The sequence below is a fragment of the Nisaea sediminum genome, from assembly GCF_014904705.1.
Classification (GTDB): domain Bacteria; phylum Pseudomonadota; class Alphaproteobacteria; order Thalassobaculales; family Thalassobaculaceae; genus Nisaea; species Nisaea sediminum.
Genome location: NZ_JACZCQ010000004.1, coordinates 283,332 through 304,526 on the forward strand (window position 1 = coordinate 283,332; position 21,195 = coordinate 304,526).

The following is a 21,195-nucleotide window of genomic DNA, read 5'->3' on the forward strand; positions in this document are numbered from 1 at the left end:
ACGATGTTCTTCAGGTCTGCGGTTGGCGCGCTTTGCGCCGGTCTGATCGCCTCATCCGCCGTTGCGGCCGAGCGTATCGAGTTCATGTTCCCGGCCCCGGTCCAGGGCAAGCTGTCCCGCGAAATGCAGAAGCTGGTGAAGGAGTTCAACGCCTCCCAGAGCGACGTCGAGGTGGTCGGCGTCTTTACCGGCAGCTACGACGAAACCAAGGTGAAGTCGCAGGCCGCCGCTGAAGCCGGCAAGCCGCCGGCAGTGGTGCTGATGAGCGCCAATTTCGCCACCGAGCTGGCGATGAACGACCTTATCGTCCCGATGGAACAGCTCGCCGGAGATACCGATCTCGGCGCCATGATGGAGGAATTCTGGCCGGCCGTGCGCCCGAACGCGCATTTCGCGGGCAAGGTCTATTCGATCCCGTTCCAGAACTCGACGCCGATCCTTTACTACAACAAGGAACACTTCAAGGAAGCCGGCATCGAGATGGCACCGGAAACCTGGGCCGAATGGGTGGACGCGGCGAAGAAGCTGGCCAAGCCGGACGGCGAGCGCTGGGGCATCATGATGCCGTCCAACTACGATTATAACGGCTGGCTGGTACAGGCCCTGACCATGGCCAATGGTGGCCAGTTCTACAATCCGGTCTATCCGGGCGAGATCTATTACGACCACGCCTCGACCCAGGGCGCGCTCAAGTTCTGGCGCGACTTCGCGCACCAGCACAAGGTGATGCCGACCGGCGTGACCGACTCCAAGCAGGTCTCCACCGCCTTCTTCTCCGGCAAGGCCTCGATGATCGTGCTTTCCACCGGCGCGCTCTCCTTCGTGCGCGAGAACGCGAAGTTCGACTATGACGTCGCCTTCATGCCGCGCAACATCCGCAACTCGGTTCCGATCGGCGGCGCCTCGCTGGTCTCCTTCAAAGGCACGAGCGACGCGCAGAAGAAGGCCGCCTGGTCCTTCATCTCCTGGCTGACCTCGGCCGAGAAAATCGGCCACTGGTCCCGCTTCACCGGTTACTTCGCCCCGCGCCAGACCGCCTACGACCTGCCGGAGATGAAGAAATTCGTCGCCGAGAACCCGGACGCGCTGCGCGCCGTCGAGCAGCTCGCCTATGCCGGTCCGTGGATCGCGACCTACAACACCGTCGCCGTCCGCAAGGCCGTCGAGGACGAGATGCAGGCCCTGCTCTCCGACCCGGAGCTGACCTACCGCACCGCCGCCGCCCGGGCGCAGGAGAATGCCGACAAGGTGCTCGCCCCGTACGCGGAACAGACTGCGCTGTCGCTGCAGTAAGCGGCATTTCTTACCAATGGAAAGGCCCCGCCGGCAACGGCGGGGCCTATTTCCGTATCGGCTTCAGCCTGGCAGTCTTACAGTAAGTTCCATCTCGACCTGGAGGCCCGGAGCGGCAAGCGCCGCGACGCCGACCCCAGTCAGGCTTGGTTGCACGCCGTTGAACGCGGCGAGGAATTCCGGCATCGCCTCTTCGAGCCGCTCCGGCGTCAGATCGACCATGTAGATCCGCGCCATGGCGACATCCGCGAAGGTCGCCCCGACCGCCTCAAGTGCGGCCCGCGCATTCTTCGCCGCAAGTTTCATTTGTTCTGCGACGTCATCCGGTATCGGAGCCCCGTCCGGGCTGATCGCCACCTGCCCCGAGATGAAGGCCATCCGGCCCGGTTCGACGATGGAGATCTGCGAGTAGCCAATCTCGGCCGCATTTGGCAGCGTGGAGGGGTTCAGGCGTTCGATAGCATGAGACATGGCCGGCCATCCCGGTTGGAGAACACAAGATTGGAATGTCTGCTGGGGCAGACCGGCTCTATATGTGGACGAGAATGCCCGAGTTTTAGCTCGTACTTACCGAGGCCCTGCGCTGATGGGCCGTGACCCGCAAGACCGTTGCCGTCCGCAAGGCCGAAACAGGCTGCGGGGTCTGGCGAACAGCGTTTTAGTCGGACACATCCATCTCGGCGATGACGCGAATCTCTATGACCGCCCCGTCGCGCCTTAGCCCGGCAACCTCGACCGCGGTCCATGCCGGATAGGGCTCGCTGAAATGCTGCAGACGAACCCGGTCGATGGCCTCGAAATGCTCCCGGAGACCGACATGGTAGGTCGTCATCTCCACCACCGCGTCGAAGCCGACGCCCGCCTCAGCCAGGATCACGCCGATCTTTGCGAGCGCATTCCGCATCTGGGTCGCGGCATCGCCGGGCATGGTACCGTCGGCATTGCCGCCGGTCGATCCGGTCAGAAAGAGGTGACCGCCGGAAAGGATCGCCGGAGACATCTTGAGTTGCTCCGCCGCGGCACGAAGCTCCGGCGGCATGATCGCGCGTTTTCTCATTCGTACGTTCCTTGAGCTGAGCGGTGCCAACCGGATCGGTTCTACCCGCTGAACAGCATATCAAAGCCGACCGAGAGGTCTCCAGCCCGGCCTCTCAGCTCGCAGCCACCGGCGCTGCGCCACGCGCCGCATGAGCAGAGCCGTCTACCGCAAAGAGATGCGCATCGCCCGGCACGAAACCGATCTCGATCTCGTCGCCCGGAGCGGGCCGCGCGCCGTCTCGATGCTTCAGGCAGGCGCGCTGCCCGTCGAAGACGACATGGACCAGCGCCTCGCCGCCCAAAGGCTCCACCAGCTCGACCCGGGCGCGCCAGCGCACCGGCAGCGGCCCCTCCTTTTGGCAGAGCTTGAGATCGTCCGGGCGGATGCCGATTTCGCTGGCGCCGTCCGCCCGTATAGCTCCATCGAACCGGTCGGCGGGCAGGAAATTCATCACCGGCGCGCCGATGAAACCGGCGACGAAGCGGTTGGCCGGGCGGGAATAGAGCTCGTCCGGCGTGCCGACCTGCTGGATCACGCCGCCGTTCAGCACCACGATCAGATCGGCCATGGTCATGGCTTCGACCTGATCGTGGGTGACATAGATCGTCGTGGTTCCGAGCCGGGATTGCAGCGCCTTGATCTCTGTGCGCATGTGGTTGCGCAGCTGGGCATCCAGATTGGAGAGCGGTTCGTCCATCAGGAAGGCGTCCGGCTGGCGGATGATCGCCCTTCCCATGGCGACGCGCTGGCGCTGGCCGCCGGAGAGCGCCCGGGGCTTTCGCTCAAGAAGCCCGCCGAGGCCCAGCATCTCCGCCGTCTCGCGCACGGCCGCGTCGCGTTCGGCCCGAGCCACGCCCTTGAGGCGCAGGCCGAAACCGATATTCTCAGCCACCGTCATGTGCGGGTAGAGCGCATAGTTCTGGAACACCATGGAGATGTTCCGCTCCTTCGGGGAAATGTCCGTGACGTCGCGCTCGCCAATGAAAATTCGGCCATCCGAGGCCGGCTCCAGCCCCGCCAGCATGCGCAACAATGTGGTCTTGCCGCAGCCGCTCGGGCCGACATAGACGACGAACTCGCCCTCGGCGATATCGAGATCGAGACTCCTGATCACCTCGACCTCGCCGAAACTCTTGGAAATGTTCTGGTACCGGATCCCGCTCATCGACCGCTCCTCTGAAGAAGCGATCTTTCTACCCCGTTGAGACTACAGGGATATGAAAGCGGGACCCGTATCTTGCCGAAGTTGCGATCAGGCGGCTTTCCGTTCGGCTGCCCCGTTCGCACCGGACCCGACCAGCGCATCGTGCAGTACCGCGATCGCGTCTTCGAAGTGGCCCTCCTCGAGGACGAACATCATGTCGACCTTGCGGGAGAGACGCTGCAGGCCGAGCACTTCGATACCGGCCCCGGCCAGCGCGGTAAGCGCCTTCGCCTCCAGGCCCGGCACCGCCATGTCGCTGCCGATCGCGGAGACGATGGCGACCGTCCGGGTCGAGATCTCCGCCGTCGGAAAGGTTTCGCTCAGATCGGCGATCACCCGTTTCACGGCCTTCTTCGAGCCGCCGAGATAGTGGGTGATTGTATTAGCATTCGAGCTCTTGGTGATGATGCGGACATTGTGCCGCTTCAGCGCGTCAAGGATGCCGGTATCGTAGCCCTTCACGCCGACCATCTCCTGCTCGAAGAACTCGAGCAGATGCACATCCTTCAGCCCGGTCACGATCTCGACGCGCGGCGTGTCCGACACGTAGTCCCCGTAGAACATCGTGCCCGGGTCGGCCGGATCGAAGGTGTTCCGCACGCGGAGCGGAATGCCGGCCTGGCGCAGGCCCTTCGCCGCATTCGGATGCACCGCTTCCATGCCCATGTTGGAGAGCTGATCGGCCACGTCGTAATTGGTCTGGCCGATGGTCCGCACCTTGTCGGCCCCGACCATTTTCGGATCGGCGCTCGAGAGATGGAACTCCTTGTGAATGACCGCCTCGTGCGCCCCGGTCACGACCGCGAGGCGCGAGAAGGTCACCTCGGTGTAGCCGCGGTCAAAGCGCCGGACCATGCCGTCGGCACAATGGGCGTAGCCGGTCACGATCGGCAACTCGCGGGCGAAATCGATATCGTCGAGAGCGCCTGCAATCCGCTCGTCCAGGCCCGGATTGCTGTCGTCGCGCCATCCTGTGAGATCAATGAAAACCGCGCTCAGGCCATGGTCCTTGAGCAGCAGAGTCGTATTGAACGCGCTGTGCGCCTCTCCGAGCCCGGCCAGCATCTCGCGCACGGTCTCCAGATGCCGGTCGAGCCGGAAATGGCCGTGCGTGCAGAGCCGCTGCAGGTCGAGCAGACAGGTCCGGACGCCCTCGATCCGGTCGCGGACGAAACCGTCGGCAAGCCGGCGCGAGGCCGGATCGTCCAGAACCTCCGCGTTCTTCGCGATCATGTCGTCGCCGAGCGCGGTCAGCGCGTCGCCCCAGGCCCAGTCGGACTCGGCGCCGGCATATTGCGCGAACACGCCGGCGGCGCCGGTCTTCTTGTGCTCCAGCAGCTTGTCGGTCATCCCGGCATAGGCGGAGACCACGAAGATCCTGTTGTAGGGATCCGCGTCGCTGTGCTCGCGCAGGAAGACGTTTTTCAGGACGGCGGCGGTGTTGGCGATCGACGTACCGCCGATCTTCTCCACCGTGTGACGGGAAGAGACTGGCTCTAGCATGGTTACTCCAGTGACTTTAGTCGTGCGCGGGGCGCGGCCGGTCAGGCCGCGTCGTCCACATCGGCGGCGTAGGCGCCGTCCTCGTCATGCACTTCCCGGCCGGAGACCGGCGGGTTGAAGCAGCAGGCGACGACCATGCCCTCGGGACCTCCGCGCAGGATGTGCCGGTCGTGCTGGTCGAGCGCGTACATCGTGCCGACCTTGATCTCGTGGGTCTCGCCTTTGGCGATATCCGTGATCGAGCCGCCGCCGGAAACGCAAAACACCGACTCGAAATGATTCTTGTATTCGAACTCGTGCTCCGAATTCGGGAAGATCGTGGTGATGTGGAAGCTGAAGCCCATCTTGTCGTCCTTCAGCAGCATCCGGACGCTCTCCCAGCCTTCGGTCACCACATGGCGGTCGGTATCGCGGCACTCTTCGTAGGTACGAACAATCATCTGTCTTTCCAGTATCTTTCAGGTTTCGTCAGTCGCGTGCCGATTCAGGCCGCGGCGGCGCCGTTCTTCGCGGTCACCGCACTCATGGACTCGGCGAGGATATCCAGACCGCGCTCGAACAGGGTGAGCTCGATGGTCAGCGGCGCCAGGATCTTCACCACTTCGCCATGGGCACCGGAGGTCTCGATGATCAGGCCGCGCTTGAAGCATTCGGCGCAGATCTCGTCCGCCAGTTCGCCGGAGCCGACATCGATCCCGCGGAACATGCCGCGCCCCTTGACCGTGCCGCCGTGCTTGGCCGCGAGCGCGGTCAGGCGCTCCTCGAGGAAGTCGGCCTTGACCTCGACCTTCTGCGAGAAGCTGCTGTCGGACCAGAATTTCTCCAGCGCGACACGGGCGGTCACGAAGGCGTGGTTGTTGCCCCGGAAGGTGCCGTTATGCTCCGCCGGGCCCCAGATATCGAGATCCGGGTGCAGCAGGGTCATGGCGAAGGGCAGGCCCATGCCGGAGAGCGATTTCGCCATGGTCACGATATCCGGGCAGATGCCGAGCTTCTCAAAAGAGAAGAAGGTTCCGGTACGGCCGCAGCCGGCCTGGATGTCGTCGACGATCAGCAGCGAGCCGTGCTCGCGGGCGACCCGCTCGACGGTCTGCAGCCATTCGGCGCTGGCCTCGTTGAGACCGCCCTCGCCCTGAACCGTCTCCAGGATGAAGGCTGCCGGCGGCTCGTAACCGCTGGACGGGTTGTTGAGCAGCTGCTCGAGCACCTTGCCGCTGTCGATGTCGTCGCCGAGCGCACGGTCATAGGGCATCCGGTCCACACCCTCGAGCGGGCGGGAAGCCCCCTTGCGGTGATAGCCGTTGCCGGTGCAGGCGAGCGCGCCGAGCGTCACGCCGTGGAACCCGTTGGTGAAGGCGACGATACGATCCCGGCCGGTCACCTTGCGGGCCAGCTTGAGGGCCGCTTCGACGGCGTTGGCACCGGTCGGGCCGGTGAACTGGACACGGTAGTTCATTTCCCGCGGCTTCAGGATGTAATCGCTGAAGGCCTGCAGGAAGGCACCCTTCGCATCGGTATGGAAATCCAGACCGTGGGCGATGCCGTCGCTGGAGATGTAGTCGAGCAGCGCCTGCTTCATGTCCGGGTCGTTGTGCCCGTAGTTCAGCGAGGAACAGCCGGCGAGGAAATCGATATAGGTCTTGCCGTCCGCGTCGGTGATTTCGGCACCCGTGGCAGAGGTGAAAGTGGTCGGGAACGAGCGGCAATAGCTGCGCACGTTGGATTCGGTATTTTCATAAACGGAGAGATCAACAGTCATGACGAGTCCTTTCGACTTCATGTCCTGGCGGTGAAAGTCAGTTCTGAGAAATGCGCGGCGGGCCGAATCAGGCGGCGGTTGCCATGTCCCCGGTGTCGATCGGACCGATCCGGCAGAGATATTCCGTCGCGTGCTCGCCACCGAAATGGGCGTCGCGGCGGAAGTGGGGCCGCTCGGTCAGATCGCCGTCGAATTCCGACGCGATCGAGCGGAACAGGCCCCAGGAGGCGTCATTGTCGCGCGTGATTGTGCTCTCGATGTGAGAAACGTCTTCGCAGACGTCCCGCTCGATCAGCGCCTTCAGCATCGACTTGGCCAGACCCCGACCGCGCATCTTAGGCGCGACGGCGACCTGCCAGACGAACAGCGTGCCCTGCTTCGACGGCGGCAGATAGGCCGACACCCAGCCGACAACTTCATCGTCATGCTCGGCAACGATGCAGGTGTCGGCAAAGTGCGTGCATTGCAGCAGGTTGCAATACATCGAATTGTCGTCGAGCGCGTCCAGGTCGCCAATGAGGCGCCACACGGCCGCGCCGTCCTCCGAGGTCGGTTTTCGAAAACGGACGCCGCCGGCCATCGCCGGGCCCGCGGCAAGCTCTTTTGAAATCTCGATACGCATGGATGCCCCCGTTGCAGCAATCGCAGTTTACTTAGTTAGACTAACTAATTAAGTCAACGAAAGTTCCATCAGATTGGAATTTTTTTGACGGAAATCGCAGGAACAAGCATCGAGAATAAAATAATTTTCCTGAGAGTCTGGAGACGATGCGCACCCGTCCGGCCACAGAAAAACCTTTTGGACGAAAAAAATATCTTGAATCCAGAACTAAATTTCTTCGCTTATAAAACTAAATTGATTTTTCGCGCTTGGCGGCTGCCTCCAACTCGTCTACCGGTTTGGTCACGATGATCGAAAGCCGCTCACAACATGCCCTTATTGTTCTGCGCCGGATCCTGCGAGCGACGGAGAATCGCGCCCGCACCCTGTCGCGTCAGTCCGGGCTGACCGCATCCCAGCTGCTGCTCCTGCAAACGCTGGAGGACGAAGGCGAATGCACGGCGGGCAGGATCGCCGCCCGGCTCGGCATCACCCAGGCAACGACGACCTCACTGGTGCAGAAACTCGAAACGAAAGGCCTCGTTGTCCGGAAACGAGGCGACACCGACAGGCGGACGGTCTGGCTCACCCTCAGCGACTCCGGCCGCATCAAGCTGGCCGAAGCGCCGGACAGCTTGCAGGAGCTGTTCAGCCAGCGCTTCGAGAAGCTGGACGACTGGGAGCAGATGATGCTGATGGCCAGCCTCGAGCGGGTCGCTTCCATGCTGGATGCGGAAGAAATAGACGCCTCCCCCGTGCTCGATATCGGCGCCCTCGACAGGGAAGCCTGACCAAACGAGCAGAACCGCTCCTTACCAAGGAGAGTCGCGCGCACATCAAGCGCGCGTGCGCACAAATGCTTATGCAGCCTCTTGTTTTTCTGCTTATGCAGCCTCTTGTTTTTCCCGGCCGGTTCGGTTGCACTCGACATTCTGGACAATCTGTCCAAGAGTCCGCTTTCGAACGAAAGACAAAATCTTCACTTGAAACCCGAAGCCGGTTAAAAGCGCGGGAAAGCAAAACTGGGAGGTACCAATATGAACAGACGGAGCATCATGGGTTTTGCGGCGGCAGCCGTCGGAATCCTCACCTTGGGCTGGCCTGGTGCCTCCCATGCACTGGATGCGCGTTTCCAGGACAATAACGGCGATCTGGTCGCCGACACGCCGACCGATCCGTCGCAGCAGGTCGATCCGAGCACCATTATCTTTGCCTATACGCCCGTCGAGGACCCGGCCGTCTATGCGAAGGTCTGGGACGGCTTCCTGCGCCACATGGAAAAGGTCACCGGTAAGAAGGTGCAGTTCTTCCCGGTCCAGTCCAACGCCGCGCAGATCGAGGCGATGCGCGCCGGCCGCCTGCATGTCGCCGGCTTCAACACCGGTTCCAACCCGCTCGCGGTCAACTGCGCCGGCTTCGTCTCCTTCGCCATGATGGCGAACAAGGCGGGCGAGTTCGGCTACAACATGGAAATCATCACCTACCCGGGCAGCGGGATCGAGAAGGTCGAGGACATCAAAGGCAAGAAGATGGCCTTCACCTCGCAGACCTCGAATTCCGGCTTCAAGGCGCCGTCGGCGATCCTGAAGGCCGATTACGGCATGGAACCCGGCAAGGATTTCGAGCCGGTCTTCTCCGGCAAGCATGACAACTCGATCCTCGGCGTCGCCAACAAGGACTATCCGGCCGCCGCGATCGCCAACTCCGTCTGGCACCGCATGCTCGCCCGCGGCGTGGTCCAGGAAGGCCAGATCGTCTCGATCTACAAGTCGCAGACCTTCCCGACCACGGGCTTCGGCTATGTCTACAACCTGAAGCCGGAACTGCAGGAGAAGATCAAGGAAGCCTTCTTCACCTTCAACTGGGAAGGCTCGGCGCTGAAGGAAGAGTTCGCGCGCTCCGGCGAGGAGCAGTTCATTCCGATCACCTATCAGGAATACTGGGACGTGATCCGGAAGATCGACGCCGCCAACGGCGTTTCCTACGCCTGCAAGTAAGACGAACCACCGTCCAAACGACGTGATCGCGTAACGCGATCCCAAGAAAAGTTGAGGAGCGCCTGCATGTTGCGACTTGAAGGTCTGTCGAAAGTCTACGGGACAGGCGATCGGGCGCTCACCGACGTTAGTCTTTCCGTCGAACCCGGTCAGGTCATCGGCCTGATCGGGCCCTCGGGAGCCGGCAAGTCCACCCTGATCCGGTGCGTCAACCGGCTGGTGGAACCCACGTCCGGGAAGATCTTCCTGGGCGATCTCGAGATCACCGGCCTCAGCCGGGGCGGCCTGCGTCAGGCCCGCCGGCGGATCGGCATGATCTTTCAGGAATATGCGCTGGTCGAGCGCCTGACTGTGATGGAGAACGTACTCTCCGGACGGCTCGGCTATGTCGGCTTCTGGCGCAGTTTCTTCCGCAAGTTTCCGCCCGAAGCGATCGAGAACGCCTACCGGCTGCTCGATCGGGTCGGGCTCAGCGCGCATGTGAACAAGCGCGCGGACGCGCTTTCAGGCGGCCAGCGCCAGCGCGTCGGCATTGCCCGCGCGCTCGAGCAGGATCCGGACCTCCTGCTGATCGACGAGCCCACCGCGTCGCTCGATCCCAAGACCTCGCGCCAGATCATGCGACTGATCGTCGAGATCTGCGACGAGCGCGGACTGCCCGCGATCATCAACATCCACGACGTCGCCCTGGCGCAACAGTTCGTGCGTCGGATCATCGGCCTGCAGGCAGGCAAGGTCGTGTTCGACGGCAGCCCGGACGAACTCGACGCGGACGTTCTCACCCGGATCTACGGTGAAGAGGACTGGTCCGCGACCATCCGCAAGGTCGACGAGGACGGCGAAGAAGCCGGCGACACCGATGATGCCGGTTCGGAAGACCATATCGCCGCGCTCGACCGCGAACGCTTGGCGGGCCTGACATGAGCGCAACCGCCGCGACGTCCTATCCGCGGACCTGGTCGCGCCCGCCCTTCGTGAAGCGCGCCTGGCTGCGCTGGACGCTCTATCTCGGCGCGCTGCTTTACCTGATCCTATCGGTCGGATCGGTCGAGGTGAATTGGGTGCGCGTCTGGGAAGGCCTCGACCGCGGGCTCCGCTTCGTCGAGGGCTTCCTGGTGCCGGACTTCACCAGCCGCTGGGAAGACATCCTGATCGGCATGGAGGAGAGCCTGACGATGACCGTCGCCTCGACCGTCGTCGGCGTCCTGATATCGGTGCCGATCGGCATCGGTGCCGCGCGCAACATCGCACCCCTGCCGATCTATGCGATCTGCCGGGCGATCATCGCCCTCTCGCGCAGCTTCCAGGAGATCATCGTCGCCATCCTGTTCGTCGCCATGTTCGGCTTCGGACCGCTGGCCGGCTTCATGACGCTTTCCTTCGCCACCATCGGCTTCCTCGCCAAGCTCTTGGCCGAGGACATCGAGGATATCGACGAGAGCCAGGCCGAGGCGGTACGCGCCACCGGCGCCGGCTGGTGGCAGATCGTGAACTACGCGATCCAGCCCCAGGTCATGCCGCGCCTGATCGGCCTCAGCCTCTACCGGCTCGACATCAATTTCCGCGAATCCGCCGTGATCGGCATCGTCGGCGCGGGCGGCATCGGCGCCACCCTGAACACCGCCATGGACCGCTATGAGTACGACTCGGCGGCGGCGATCCTGATCCTGATCATCCTGATCGTGATGGCGGCGGAATATTCCTCTGGCTATGTCCGGAAGTGGCTCCAGTGATGAGTGACACCCAATTCGACAAAACCTGGCAGAAGCGGACAACCAGACAGGAACTCTGGCTCTGGCTCGGCTGGCTGGCCCTCGTCGCGTTCTTCGTCTTCTGCTGGGAGGTGATGAACAAGAACACGATCTGGGCCTTCGTGTCCGACGCGCCCCGGCAGGCGATGGATATCGGCTCGCGCATGGTGCCGCCGCGCTGGGACTATCTGCCGAGCCTGATGGAGCCGCTCTGGGACACCATCGCGATCGCCACGCTCGGCACGCTGATGGCGCTCTTCATGGCCGTTCCGGTGGCTTTCATGGCCGCCCGCAACACGACGCCGAGCACCCGGTTTGTGCGGCCGATCGCCCTGCTCATCATCGTCTCCAGCCGCTCGATCAACTCGCTGATCTGGGCCCTCCTGCTGGTCGCGATCATCGGACCGGGCGTGATGGCCGGGATCGTCGCCATCGCCTTCCGCTCGATCGGCTTCGTCGCCAAGCTGCTCTACGAGGCCATCGAGGAGATCGACGCGGTCCAGGTCGAGGCGGTCTCCGCCACCGGCGCCAGCAAGGCGCAAATCATGGACTATGCGGTCGTGCCGCAGATCCTGCCGGCCTTCGCCGGGATCACGGTGTTCCGCTGGGACATCAACATCCGCGAGTCGACCGTGCTCGGCCTTGTCGGGGCCGGCGGTCTCGGGCTGCGTCTGCAGGAATCGCTGAACGTGCTCGCCTGGCCGCAAGTGACTGTGATCTTCATCCTGATCCTGATCACCGTCCTGGTGAGCGAGTGGGTATCCGCGAAGGTGCGGCACGCCATCATCTAGAGCCGGCCGGAGACGGTCGCGAACGAGGCCATGGATCTACTGATCAACATACTCGGGGGAGTGGCCCTGCTCCTCTGGGGCGTGCGCATGGTGCGCACCGGGGTCACCAGGGCCTTCGGATCCAGCATCCGCCGCGGCATCGCGGCCGCGACGCGGAACCGGCTGAGTTCCTTCGTGACCGGCCTCGGGGTCACCACGATCCTGCAGAGCAGCACGGCAACCGCCCTGATCGTGAGCTCCTTCGGCAGCCGCAAGATGGTCGGCGTCGCCGCCGGTCTCGCGATCATGCTGGGCGCCGATGTCGGCAGCACCATCGTGGTTCAGGTGCTGGCCTTCGACGTCACCTGGATGTCCCCGGTCCTGCTCTTCGTCGGTGTCACGACCTTCCTTTCCTCCGAGAATTCGCGCCGCAAGGCGATCGCCCGCGTCCTGATCGGCCTCGGGCTTATGCTGCTGGCCATCAAGCTGGTGATGCTCGCCTCCGTGCCGCTGCGCGAGGGGCCGACCATGTCGATGCTACTGGCGCCGCTCCGCAGCGAACCGGTGCTCGCCATCGTCTTCGCCGCGCTGCTGACCTGGATGGCGCATTCCAGTCTCACGGTCATCGTGTTGATCATGACCCTGGTCTCGCTCAATGTGGTCGAGCTTCAGGTCGCGATCATGCTGGTGCTCGGCGCGAATATCGGCAGCGCGATCACGCCTGTCGCCATGAACTGGGGCGGCGAACCCGCGGCCCGCAGGGTCCCGCTCGGCAACCTCTTCATGCGCACGGTCGGAGTGATTCTCGTCTTCTCCTTCATTCCCTGGATCGTGCCGCTCTTCTCCGGTTTCTCCGTCGACTCTGCGCACCTGATCGCCAACGTCCATACCGGCTTCAATCTCGCCGTCGCCATCCTGTTCCTGCCGATGATCGGCTGGGTTGCCCGCCTGGTGACCCGGATCCTGCCGGAACGTCCCGGCGCCGAGGACCTGCTCGCCCCCCGTCACCTGGAAGAGGAAAGCCTCGATACCCCGACCGTCGCGCTCTCCGCGGCGGCGCGGGAGACCCTGCGCATGGGCGACACGGTGCAGTCGATGCTGGCCCGCTCGATGGAGGTGTTCCGCGGCGGCACGACCGAACAGATCAAGGAGATCGAGCGCGAGGACGATGTGGTCGATTCCCTGCATGAGGCAGTGAAAATTTACCTCACGAAACTGTCGCGCCAGGAACTCGACCCCGCCGAGAGCCAGCGCGTGATCGAGATCCTGAGCTTCACCACAAACCTCGAGCATATCGGCGACATCATCGACAAGAACCTGATGGAACTTGCCGCCAAGAAGCTGAAGGACGGAGCGGTCTTCTCAAAAGACGGGATGGAGGAGCTGGAAACCTTCCATGCCGAGGTGCTGGCAAACCTGAAACTCGCGCTCAGCATCTTCATGACCGGGGATCAGCGGCTCGCCCGGCGCCTGATGGAGCAGAAGGTCCATATCCGTGAGCTCGAGCTGAAATTCTCCGAAGCGCACTACGCCCGCATCCGGGACGGCAAGGCCGAGTCGATCGGCAGCTCCTCGCTCCATCTCGACGTGCTGCGCGACCTGAAGCGCATCAACAGCCACATCACCTCGGTCGCCTACCCGATCCTGGAATCGACCGGCCAGATCGCCGAGAGCCGGCTGCGCGAAGCTTAAGGGACGCGCTCAGCGCCCCTTCCAGACCGGATCCCGGCCTTCGGCGAAGGCGGTATAGCCTTCACGGTTGTCTTCGGAATCGTAGAGTCGGTCGACGGTCTCGAACTGGCGCTTGGTAATCCGGTTCATCGCATCCTGAAATTTCATGTCCTCGGCCTCGCGCACGATTTCCTTGATCGCGGCGAAAACCAGCGGCGGGCCGGAGGCGAGATGCCTCGCCATCTTCCTGGCCTCGTCCATCAGATCGGCCGCCGGGTGGATATGGTTCACGAAGCCCCAGCGCGCCGCCTCCTCGGCCTCGATCCAGCGCCCGGTGAAGAGCATCTCCATCGCGATGTGATAGGGGATGCGCTTCGGCAGCTTGACCGTCGCGGCGTCGGCCACGGTCCCGGAACGGATCTCCGGCAGCGCGAAGGTCGCGTGGTCGGCGGCGAGGATGATGTCGGCCGAGAGCGCGAGTTCCAGCCCGCCGCCACAGCAGATCCCGTTCACCGCCGCGATCACCGGCTTGTTGAGACCGCGCAGTTCCTGCAGTCCGCCGAACCCGCCGACACCGTAATCCCCGTCGACCGCATCGCCGCCGGCGGCCGCCTTCAGGTCCCAGCCCGGGCAGAAGAATTTAGGTCCCGCGCCAGTGACGATGCAGACCCGGAGTTCCGGGTCGTCCCGGAACGCGGCAAAGGTGTCGCCCATGATCCGGCTGGTCGCGAGATCGATCGCGTTCGCCCTCGGCCGGTCCAGCGTCACTTCCAGGACATGGCCGTCGCGCTTGGTCTTGATCGGGCCGTCACTCATGTTTCTCTCCCATCCTGATCAGGGCATCCACCGCCATCGCCCCCTCTTCGAGGCAAAGCAGAGGATTGATCTCGACTTCTTCCACCAGCCCGTGATGCGCGGTGACGAAATCCTGCACCGCCAGCACGGCGGCGACAATCGCCGGGCGGTCGGCCGCAGGCGCACCGCGATAGCCGTCCAGCAGCGGCGCCATGCGGAGCCGCGAAAGCGCCGCGTCGACCTCCTCCGCCGTGACCGGCAGGAGCAAGCAGGTGCTGTCTTCGAGGATCTCCGTCTTCGTCCCGCCGGCGGCGAGGGTCAGCAGATAACCGTGCGCAGGATCCAGCGTCACGCCGACGAGCAGCTCGGCCACCGCGCCGGCGACCATCGGCTCGACAAGAAACCGATCCGCTTTCATCCCGCGCGCGGCGTCCATCAGCGCCACCTCGCTGTCGATGCCAAGAACGACGGCACCGGCCTCGCTCTTATGCGCCAAACCGAGCCCTTTGAGCACCAGCGGATAACCGACCTCGGCCGCAGCCGCGGCAAGCCCGCCGCGCGTCGTCTCGACGGAGCCCGGCACCGGCACGCCAAAACCGGCGAGCATGCGCTTGGCCTCGCCCTCGCCGACGATCCGGCTATCGTTCGGTTGCAATGGCGGGAGCGGCGCATGATCGGCGAGCCGTACCCGGCCGATGAAAGCCGCCGCCTCCACCGCCGCCAAGGCGTCCTCCAACCCGGTCAGGGGCACGATCCCGCGCGCCATGATCCTTCGCGCGACGTCTTCCGGCAGGTTCTCCGGGAGGGAAGCAAGAATACCCATCGGCTTGCCTGTCCCGGACCGCGTTATCTCGACCGCGTCGATCACCTTTTCCCAGTCGGCGACACTGCCGAGTCCGGCCCGTGGGAAATCGAGCACGGCCACGCCGAAGTCCGCCGCCCCGCGCATCATTGCGCCGAAGGTGCGCACGGTCGCGTCCGTGTCGCCCCAGATATAGGTGTGGTAGTCGAGCGGATTGGCGAGCGCGACTTTCGGACCGAGCGCCTCGCCGAGTTCCTGTTTCTGCTCTTGTGTGAGCGGCGGATAGTTGAGGTCGAATCCGAGCGCCGTGTCCGCCATCATCCCCGCCTCGCCGCCGGAGCAGGACATCGAGGCGATCCGGTTCGACGCGAGCGGTCCCGCGACATGGAGCATCTTCAGGGTCTCGAGGAACGCGGACAGGCTGCGCACCTCTGCGATGCCGAGCCGCCGCAAGAGGGCGGAGGCCCCCGCATGCTCGCCGGAAAGCGACGCGGTGTGTGAAACGGCACCCGCCCTTGCCTCTTCGGAACGCCCTACCTTGAGGGCGACGAGCGGTTTGCCAAGCTTCGCCGCCTTGCCCGCCATCGCGGCGAAGGCAGCTACATCGCCAATCCCCTCGATATAGAAACCGAGCGCCGTCACCCGATCGTCGGCCAGCAGGGCCTCGGCGATCTCCGCCAGGCCGGTCTGCGCCTGGTTGCCGACCGTCGCCATATAGGCGATCGGCAGGCCGCGCTGCTGCATGGTGAGGTTGATGGCGATGTTGGAGGATTGCGCCACGATAGCGACCCCGCGCTCGACCTTGGTGCCGCCATGCAGGTCCGGCCAGAGCGCCATGCCGTCGAGATAGTTGAGGATGCCGTAGCAGTTCGGCCCGAGCACCGCCAATTCGCCCGCGGCCGCGATCAGTTCCGCCTGCAGGTCGGCGCCATCCCCGGTCTCCGCCAGCGCCTCGCTGAAGCCGCTCGCAAAACAGACCGCCCCGCCGGCACCACGTGCCACGAGCGCTCGCACCGCCTCGATAGTGGCGTGGCGGTTGATGCCGATGAAGGTCGCATCCGGCGCCCCCGGCAGGCCCTCGATCGAGGCATAAGCTTTGCGGCCCGCGATCTCCGGCCGGTTCGGATGCACCGGCCAGACCTCGCCCGCGAAGCCGATCTTCGCGCATTCCGCCACCACATTGGCACACCAGGCGCCGCCGCCGATGACCGCGATGGTCTTCGGCCGGAACAGGCGTTCGAGCCCGGGCCGCATGGGCTCAGGCGCCGAGCGGCCGGAGCAGTTCCCGGCTTATGATGTGACGCTGGATTTCCGAGGTGCCGTCCCAGATCCGTTCGACCCGTGCATCGCGCCAGAAGCGCTCTATCGGGAAATCGTCCATCAGCCCCATGCCGCCATAGATCTGCAGCGTCGCGTCGGTGATCCGCGCCAGCATCTCCGAGGCGAAAACCTTGGCGCTGGCGATCTCGCGGTTCGCCGGAAGTCCCTGATCCAGCCGCCAGGCGGCCGAAAGGGTCAGCCAGTCTGCCGCGTCGATCTCGGTGATCATGTCGGCGAGCTGGAAGCTGACGCCCTGGAACTTGCCGATCTGCTGGCCGAACTGCTTGCGCTCGGCGGCATAGGCGAGCCCCATATCGAAGCAGCGCCGGGCCCGTCCGACCGCCATGGTGGCGACGGTGATGCGCGTCGCGTAGAGCCACTCGTTCATCACCGCGAAGCCGCCATCGACCTCGCCGAGCACCTGCGCGTCCGGCAGGCGGCAATCGTCGAACTCGAGGATCATGTTCTTGTAACCGCGATGGCTGACCGACCTGTAGCCGTCGCGGATGGTGAAGCCGGGCGTACCGCGGTCGACCAGGAAGGCGGTGATCTTCTTTTTCGGCCCGCGCGGCGTCTCCTCCTCGCCGGTCGCAACGAAGACGATGACGAAATCCGCGTGGTCGGCGCCGGAGATGAAATGCTTGGTGCCGTTCACCACCCAGTCTCCGCCGTCCCGCTTCGCCGCGCAGCTCATGCCGCGCACGTCCGAGCCCGCGCCAGGCTCGGTCATGGCGAGCGCGTCCATCCGCTCGCCCTTCACCGCAGGCGTCAGGTAGCGCTCGATCTGCTCGCCCTTGCAGGCCATCAGGATGTTCTGCGGGCGCCCGAAGAAATGGGTCAGTGCCATGGAGCCGCGGCCGAGCTCGCGCTCGACCAGGGCGAAATCGAGGTGCGAAAGCCCGCCGCCGCCGACCTCTTCGGGGAAGTTGGAAGCATAGAAGCCGATATCGAGGCACTTCTGCTTGATCGCCTCGGCCAATTCCGGACGCACCTCGCCGGTGCGCTCGACTTCGGCCTCATGCGGATAGATCTCGGTTTCGACGAACTCGCGCACCGTCGAGACGATCATCTGCTGTTCTTCGCTGAGCCCGAAATGCATCAGAGCAGCTCCCCCTCGTCAGGCTGCGGGAGGGTCGCGTGGGACGCTGCGAGCGCCTCGACCTTGGCCAACACCGCATCGTCCGGCACCGAGGAGCGGCGGGTCGTCAGATCCACATGGATCATGAGTTGCTCGCCGGTCGCCAGTTCCTCGCCCGCCTCGTTCTTCATGCGGTGGAAGACACGGTATTTCTTGCCCTTGCCCTCCAGCACCTGGCTCACGACATGGATGCGCTGCCCGGCGAGCGTCTCGTTCAGGTAACGGATACGGGCGTCGACGGTGAAGTAGCTCTTGCCGCTCTCGATATAGGCCTCGTCGGCGCCGACCAGCTTCATCATCGCGTCGGCCGCGTCGGAGAAGACCTGGCCGTAGCGGCTCTCGTTCATGTGGCCGTTATAGTCGGTCCAGTCGACCGGCACGATGCGGTCGACTGTACGGACGAGATCGCCCGCCTGCGCCGGTTTCGGAAGGCCGGTCTCGTGTTCCGCGATCAGCTTGCCCGCGGCCGCGCCCTGCTGCTTCAGGGCGCGCATCATGGCGACGAGATTGTTGTCGCGCAGACGTTCCAGTTCGCGGATCGAAAGCGCGCCGGACTGGGCGTCGGACTGGTCGGCGATCTGTTTCACCAGTTCGTCCGTCAGGTCCGGCACATCCATCAGCTTGGTCCAGGGCCACTGAAGGCACGGGCCGAACTGCGCGATGAAATGCGCCATCCCGGCCTCGCCGCCGGCGATACGGTAGGTTTCGAACAGTCCCATCTGCGCCCATCGCAGACCGAAACCGTAGCGGATCGCGTTGTCGATCTCCTCCGTCGTCGCAATGCCGTCCTTCACCAGCCAGAGCGCCTCGCGCCAGACCGCCTCGAGGAAGCGGTCGGCGATATGGGCGTCGATCTCGGCCCGGACCCGGAGCGGGAAGAGGCCGACCGAGCGCAGCAGCGCCTCGGCCTTTTCGACCACGGCCGTGTCGCCGCCCTCGCCCGGCACCAGCTCGATCAATGGCAGTAGGTAGACCGGGTTGAAGGGATGGGCGACGACGATCCGCCCCGGATGTTTCGCGCCCTCGCGCAGCTCCGACGGCTTGAAGCCGGAGGTGGAGGAGCCGACCGGCGTGTCGGCAGCGGCCGCCGCCTCGATCTCGGCAAGGACCTTGTGTTTAAGGTCGAGCCGCTCCGGCACGCTCTCCTGGATGTAATCCGCTCCGGCGACCGCCTCGGCGATCGTGTTCACGTGGGTCAGCGTGCCTTCCGGCGGCAATGCCGTGTCGTAGAGCATCGGCAGCGCGTGGCGCGCGTTGCGGAGCACTTCCGACATCTTGCGCCCGGCTTCCGGATCCGGATCGAACAGGCGGACGTCCCAGCCGTTCAACAGGAAACGCGCCGCCCAGGCGCCGCCGATAACGCCGCCGCCGATGACTGCGGCTGTCTTGCCCGCCGCGCTCATTTCGGCGCCCGCTTCACAAGGCCGAGCTTTTCGCGTACGGCCTGCGGACCGATCACGGTCGCGCCGAGATTCTCGATGATGGTGACCGCCTTCTCGACCAGTTGCGCATTGGTCGCGAGCTGACCCTTGGCGAGCCAGAGATTGTCCTCAAGCCCGACGCGCACATTGCCGCCGGCCAGCACCGAGGCGGCGACATAGGGCATCTGGTTGCGCCCGAGGGAGAAGGCCGACCAAGTCCAGTCGGTCGGCACGTTGTTCACCATCGCCATGAAGGTGTTGAGATCGTCCGGCGCGCCCCAGGGAACGCCCATGCAGAGCTGCACCAGCGCGGGAGAGGTCAGCACGCCGTCCTCGACCAGTTTCCTCGCCAGCCAGAGATGGCCGGTATCGAAGGCCTCGATCTCCGGCTTCACGCCGAGCTCGGTCATCATCGAGCCCATCGCGTCGAGCATGCCCGGCGTGTTGGTCATGACGTAGTCTTTTTCGGCGAAGTTCATCGTGCCGCAATCGAGCGTGCAGATTTCCGGCAGGCACTCGGCGATGTGGGCCACCCGCTCCTCGGCGGAGACCATGTCGGTGCCCTCGATCAGCGGCAGCGGCTGCGAGGGTTTGCCGAACACCAGATCGCCGCCCATGCCGGAGGTCAGGTTCAGCACCACGTCGACCTCGGCATCGCGGATCCGGTCGGTGACCTCGCGGTAGTATTTCAAATCGCGCGACGGCACGCCGGTCTCGGGATCGCGCACATGGCAATGCACAACGGCGGCCCCGGCTTTCGCGGCAGCGATGGCGCTTTCGGCGATCTGCTGCGGACTGCGCGGTACGTGCGGGCTGCGGTCCTGGGTGCCACCGGATCCCGTCACGGCACAGGTCACGAAGACCTCACGATTCATTTCAAGCGGCATTCCAGTCTCCCGAGCGCATGCGATTGGTTGCCAGAAGCCTAAGATGCGTTGACATCGGGCATCGTGCAGATTTAGCTCCATATCATGCCGATTTGGATCAATCCGCAGGACGGCACACAGGAAGTTGCCGTCCTGCTGTTCGACCGTTTCTCCAATTATTGTCTCGCGAACACGGTCGAACCGATGCGGGCGGCGAACGATTATCTCGGCCGTCCGGCCTATCGCTGGCGCCTGGTCAGCCTGGACGGGGCGCCGGTGACCTCCTCGAGCGGCATCCGGCTGCTGCCGGACGGCCGGCTTGCGGAGGTGCCCGGCGGCGACGCGCTGTTCGTCCTGCCGAGCTACGGCTATCGCACCCTTGGCACGCCGGCCTGTCTCGACGCCCTCCGCGCCGCCGCCCGCCGGTACGAGAGCCTGATTGGGCTCGATACCGGGAGCTGGTTGCTGGCCGAGGCCGGGCTGCTCAACGGCTATGCCGCCACCATCCATTTCGACGAGTTCGACCGCTTCTCGGAACGCTTTCCCGAGGTCTCCGCCCGGCGCGAGCGCTGGCTGATCGACCGCAACCGGATGAGCGCCGGCGGGGCAACCACCGCGTTCGAGCTGATGCAGCATCTGATCGCGGCGACCCACGGCAGCGTGGTCTCGCTGGAGATCTCAGGTCTGTTCATGCAGGGCGAGGACAATTTCCGCGCGATGACAGCGGGCGCGGCCGGCGACCGGCGCGTACAGCGGGCTCTTACCCTCATGCGGGGCAATCTCGAAGCGCCGCTCCCGATCGCTGAAATCGCGCGTGCCGCCGGTTGCCGTCAGCGCGACCTGGAAGAGCGGTTCCGGCGCGCGTTCGGCGCTGTTCCGCGAACCGTCTACAGGCAGCTCCGCATGGCGGAAGCCCTGCGTCTCGTGCGGGAAGGCGACCTGTCCGTGGCGGAAATCGCGCTACGCTGCGGCTACAGCGACCCGAGCGCCTTCACCAGGTCTTTCCGCCGGACCTACGGCATGTCGCCCAGCGGTGCGACCGGTTAGCGAAAGACAATCCGACCCGGCATCCCGATGGCGCAGGCGGTCAGCGCCGAGCTCACCAGAGGCTGGATCAAGCGCGCCCACACGCTGGAAGACCTCGCAGGGAACATCGGCGTCGATCCGGAAGCCCTGCAGGGAACGGTGACCCTCTGGAACTGACAGGTCGGCGAAGATGCCGATTCAGATTTCGGCCGCAAGCTGATGCTGAACCCGCTCACCGA

Annotated in this window: 21 protein-coding genes; 9 read left to right on the forward strand and 12 right to left on the reverse strand. The window is 64.5% G+C overall.

Annotated features, from left to right (window positions below):
- Positions 1-3: 3 nt before the first annotated feature.
- Entirely contained in the window at positions 4-1,293 is a 1,290-nt protein-coding gene (locus IG122_RS10400) for an ABC transporter substrate-binding protein (protein WP_193183183.1), read from the forward strand.
- Between the two features lie 63 nt (positions 1,294-1,356).
- Here the strand turns inward: IG122_RS10400 and IG122_RS10405 are convergent, their stop codons facing one another.
- The 7 genes from IG122_RS10405 to ectA all read right to left on the reverse strand — a co-directional run bounded on the left by IG122_RS10405 (position 1,357) and on the right by ectA (position 7,420).
- The gene (locus IG122_RS10405) at positions 1,357-1,764 is read right to left on the reverse strand and encodes a RidA family protein (RefSeq protein ID WP_193183185.1); all 408 of its coding nucleotides are present in this window, start codon (positions 1,762-1,764) and stop codon (positions 1,357-1,359) included.
- Positions 1,765-1,951: 187 nt separating this feature from the next.
- On the reverse strand, positions 1,952-2,350 hold the full coding sequence (locus IG122_RS10410; protein WP_193183187.1) for a RidA family protein: 399 nt from the start codon (positions 2,348-2,350) through the stop codon (positions 1,952-1,954).
- A 94-nt stretch (positions 2,351-2,444) separates the two neighbouring features.
- Positions 2,445-3,497: an ABC transporter ATP-binding protein gene (locus IG122_RS10415; RefSeq protein ID WP_193183189.1), complete on the reverse strand. Its 1,053-nt coding sequence runs from the start codon at positions 3,495-3,497 to the stop codon at positions 2,445-2,447.
- A gap of 87 nt (positions 3,498-3,584) precedes the next feature.
- Positions 3,585-5,039 (reverse strand): aspartate kinase, encoded by a 1,455-nt coding sequence (locus tag IG122_RS10420; protein WP_193183191.1) that lies wholly within the window; start codon positions 5,037-5,039, stop codon positions 3,585-3,587.
- 41 nt (positions 5,040-5,080) lie between these two features.
- The gene (locus IG122_RS10425; protein WP_193183193.1) at positions 5,081-5,479 is read right to left on the reverse strand and encodes an ectoine synthase; all 399 of its coding nucleotides are present in this window, start codon (positions 5,477-5,479) and stop codon (positions 5,081-5,083) included.
- A gap of 44 nt (positions 5,480-5,523) precedes the next feature.
- Positions 5,524-6,798, reverse strand: a complete 1,275-nt coding sequence (gene ectB, locus IG122_RS10430; protein ID WP_193183195.1) for a diaminobutyrate--2-oxoglutarate transaminase — start codon at positions 6,796-6,798, stop codon at positions 5,524-5,526.
- 67 nt (positions 6,799-6,865) lie between these two features.
- A complete protein-coding gene (gene ectA / locus IG122_RS10435) occupies positions 6,866-7,420 on the reverse strand; it encodes a diaminobutyrate acetyltransferase (protein ID WP_226893475.1) in 555 nt (184 codons plus the stop codon).
- Positions 7,421-7,707: 287 nt separating this feature from the next.
- Between ectA and IG122_RS10440 the strand changes: the two genes are divergently transcribed.
- The 6 genes from IG122_RS10440 (at position 7,708) to IG122_RS10465 (ending at position 13,609) form a co-directional block, all read left to right on the forward strand.
- The gene (locus tag IG122_RS10440; RefSeq protein ID WP_226893476.1) at positions 7,708-8,190 is read left to right on the forward strand and encodes a MarR family winged helix-turn-helix transcriptional regulator; all 483 of its coding nucleotides are present in this window, start codon (positions 7,708-7,710) and stop codon (positions 8,188-8,190) included.
- 246 nt (positions 8,191-8,436) lie between these two features.
- On the forward strand, positions 8,437-9,396 hold the full coding sequence (gene phnD, locus IG122_RS10445; protein WP_226893477.1) for a phosphate/phosphite/phosphonate ABC transporter substrate-binding protein: 960 nt from the start codon (positions 8,437-8,439) through the stop codon (positions 9,394-9,396).
- 66 nt (positions 9,397-9,462) lie between these two features.
- A complete protein-coding gene (gene phnC, locus IG122_RS10450; protein WP_193183197.1) occupies positions 9,463-10,320 on the forward strand; it encodes a phosphonate ABC transporter ATP-binding protein in 858 nt (285 codons plus the stop codon).
- Complete coding sequence (phnE, locus tag IG122_RS10455; protein WP_193183199.1) at positions 10,317-11,129, forward strand: phosphonate ABC transporter, permease protein PhnE; 813 nt, start codon at positions 10,317-10,319, stop codon at positions 11,127-11,129. Before phnC ends, phnE (IG122_RS10455) begins: the two co-directional genes overlap by 4 nt.
- Entirely contained in the window at positions 11,129-11,938 is an 810-nt protein-coding gene (gene phnE, locus IG122_RS10460; protein ID WP_193183201.1) for a phosphonate ABC transporter, permease protein PhnE, read from the forward strand. Before phnE (IG122_RS10455) ends, phnE (IG122_RS10460) begins: the two co-directional genes overlap by 1 nt.
- 30 nt (positions 11,939-11,968) lie before the next feature.
- Positions 11,969-13,609 carry a Na/Pi cotransporter family protein gene (locus tag IG122_RS10465; RefSeq protein WP_193183203.1) on the forward strand — a complete coding sequence of 547 codons (1,641 nt, stop codon included), beginning with the start codon at positions 11,969-11,971 and terminating at the stop codon, positions 13,607-13,609.
- A gap of 9 nt (positions 13,610-13,618) precedes the next feature.
- Here IG122_RS10465 and IG122_RS10470 read toward each other — a convergent pair whose 3' ends face one another.
- Genes IG122_RS10470 through IG122_RS10490 form a run of 5 tightly spaced genes read right to left on the reverse strand, consistent with a single transcriptional unit; the run spans position 13,619 to position 19,951 of the window.
- Positions 13,619-14,404, reverse strand: a complete 786-nt coding sequence (locus IG122_RS10470) for a carnitinyl-CoA dehydratase (protein ID WP_193183205.1) — start codon at positions 14,402-14,404, stop codon at positions 13,619-13,621.
- Positions 14,397-16,439, reverse strand: a complete 2,043-nt coding sequence (locus IG122_RS10475) for an acetate--CoA ligase family protein (RefSeq protein ID WP_193183207.1) — start codon at positions 16,437-16,439, stop codon at positions 14,397-14,399. The genes IG122_RS10470 and IG122_RS10475 overlap by 8 nt, the downstream gene beginning before the upstream one ends.
- 4 nt (positions 16,440-16,443) lie before the next feature.
- Entirely contained in the window at positions 16,444-17,604 is a 1,161-nt protein-coding gene (locus IG122_RS10480; RefSeq protein WP_193183209.1) for an acyl-CoA dehydrogenase family protein, read from the reverse strand.
- Positions 17,604-19,046, reverse strand: a complete 1,443-nt coding sequence (locus tag IG122_RS10485) for a carnitine 3-dehydrogenase (RefSeq protein ID WP_193183210.1) — start codon at positions 19,044-19,046, stop codon at positions 17,604-17,606. The genes IG122_RS10480 and IG122_RS10485 overlap by 1 nt, the downstream gene beginning before the upstream one ends.
- Positions 19,043-19,951, reverse strand: coding sequence for a BKACE family enzyme (locus tag IG122_RS10490; RefSeq protein ID WP_193183211.1), 909 nt, complete (start codon positions 19,949-19,951; stop codon positions 19,043-19,045). Before IG122_RS10490 ends, IG122_RS10485 begins: the two co-directional genes overlap by 4 nt.
- A gap of 84 nt (positions 19,952-20,035) precedes the next feature.
- Between IG122_RS10490 and IG122_RS10495 the strand changes: the two genes are divergently transcribed.
- Together IG122_RS10495 and IG122_RS24310 are read left to right on the forward strand one after the other, a co-directional pair.
- Complete coding sequence (locus IG122_RS10495; RefSeq protein ID WP_193183212.1) at positions 20,036-20,977, forward strand: GlxA family transcriptional regulator; 942 nt, start codon at positions 20,036-20,038, stop codon at positions 20,975-20,977.
- Between the two features lie 27 nt (positions 20,978-21,004).
- Positions 21,005-21,133 (forward strand): hypothetical protein, encoded by a 129-nt coding sequence (locus tag IG122_RS24310; protein WP_264299720.1) that lies wholly within the window; start codon positions 21,005-21,007, stop codon positions 21,131-21,133.
- The last annotated feature ends 62 nt before the right edge of the window (positions 21,134-21,195 follow it).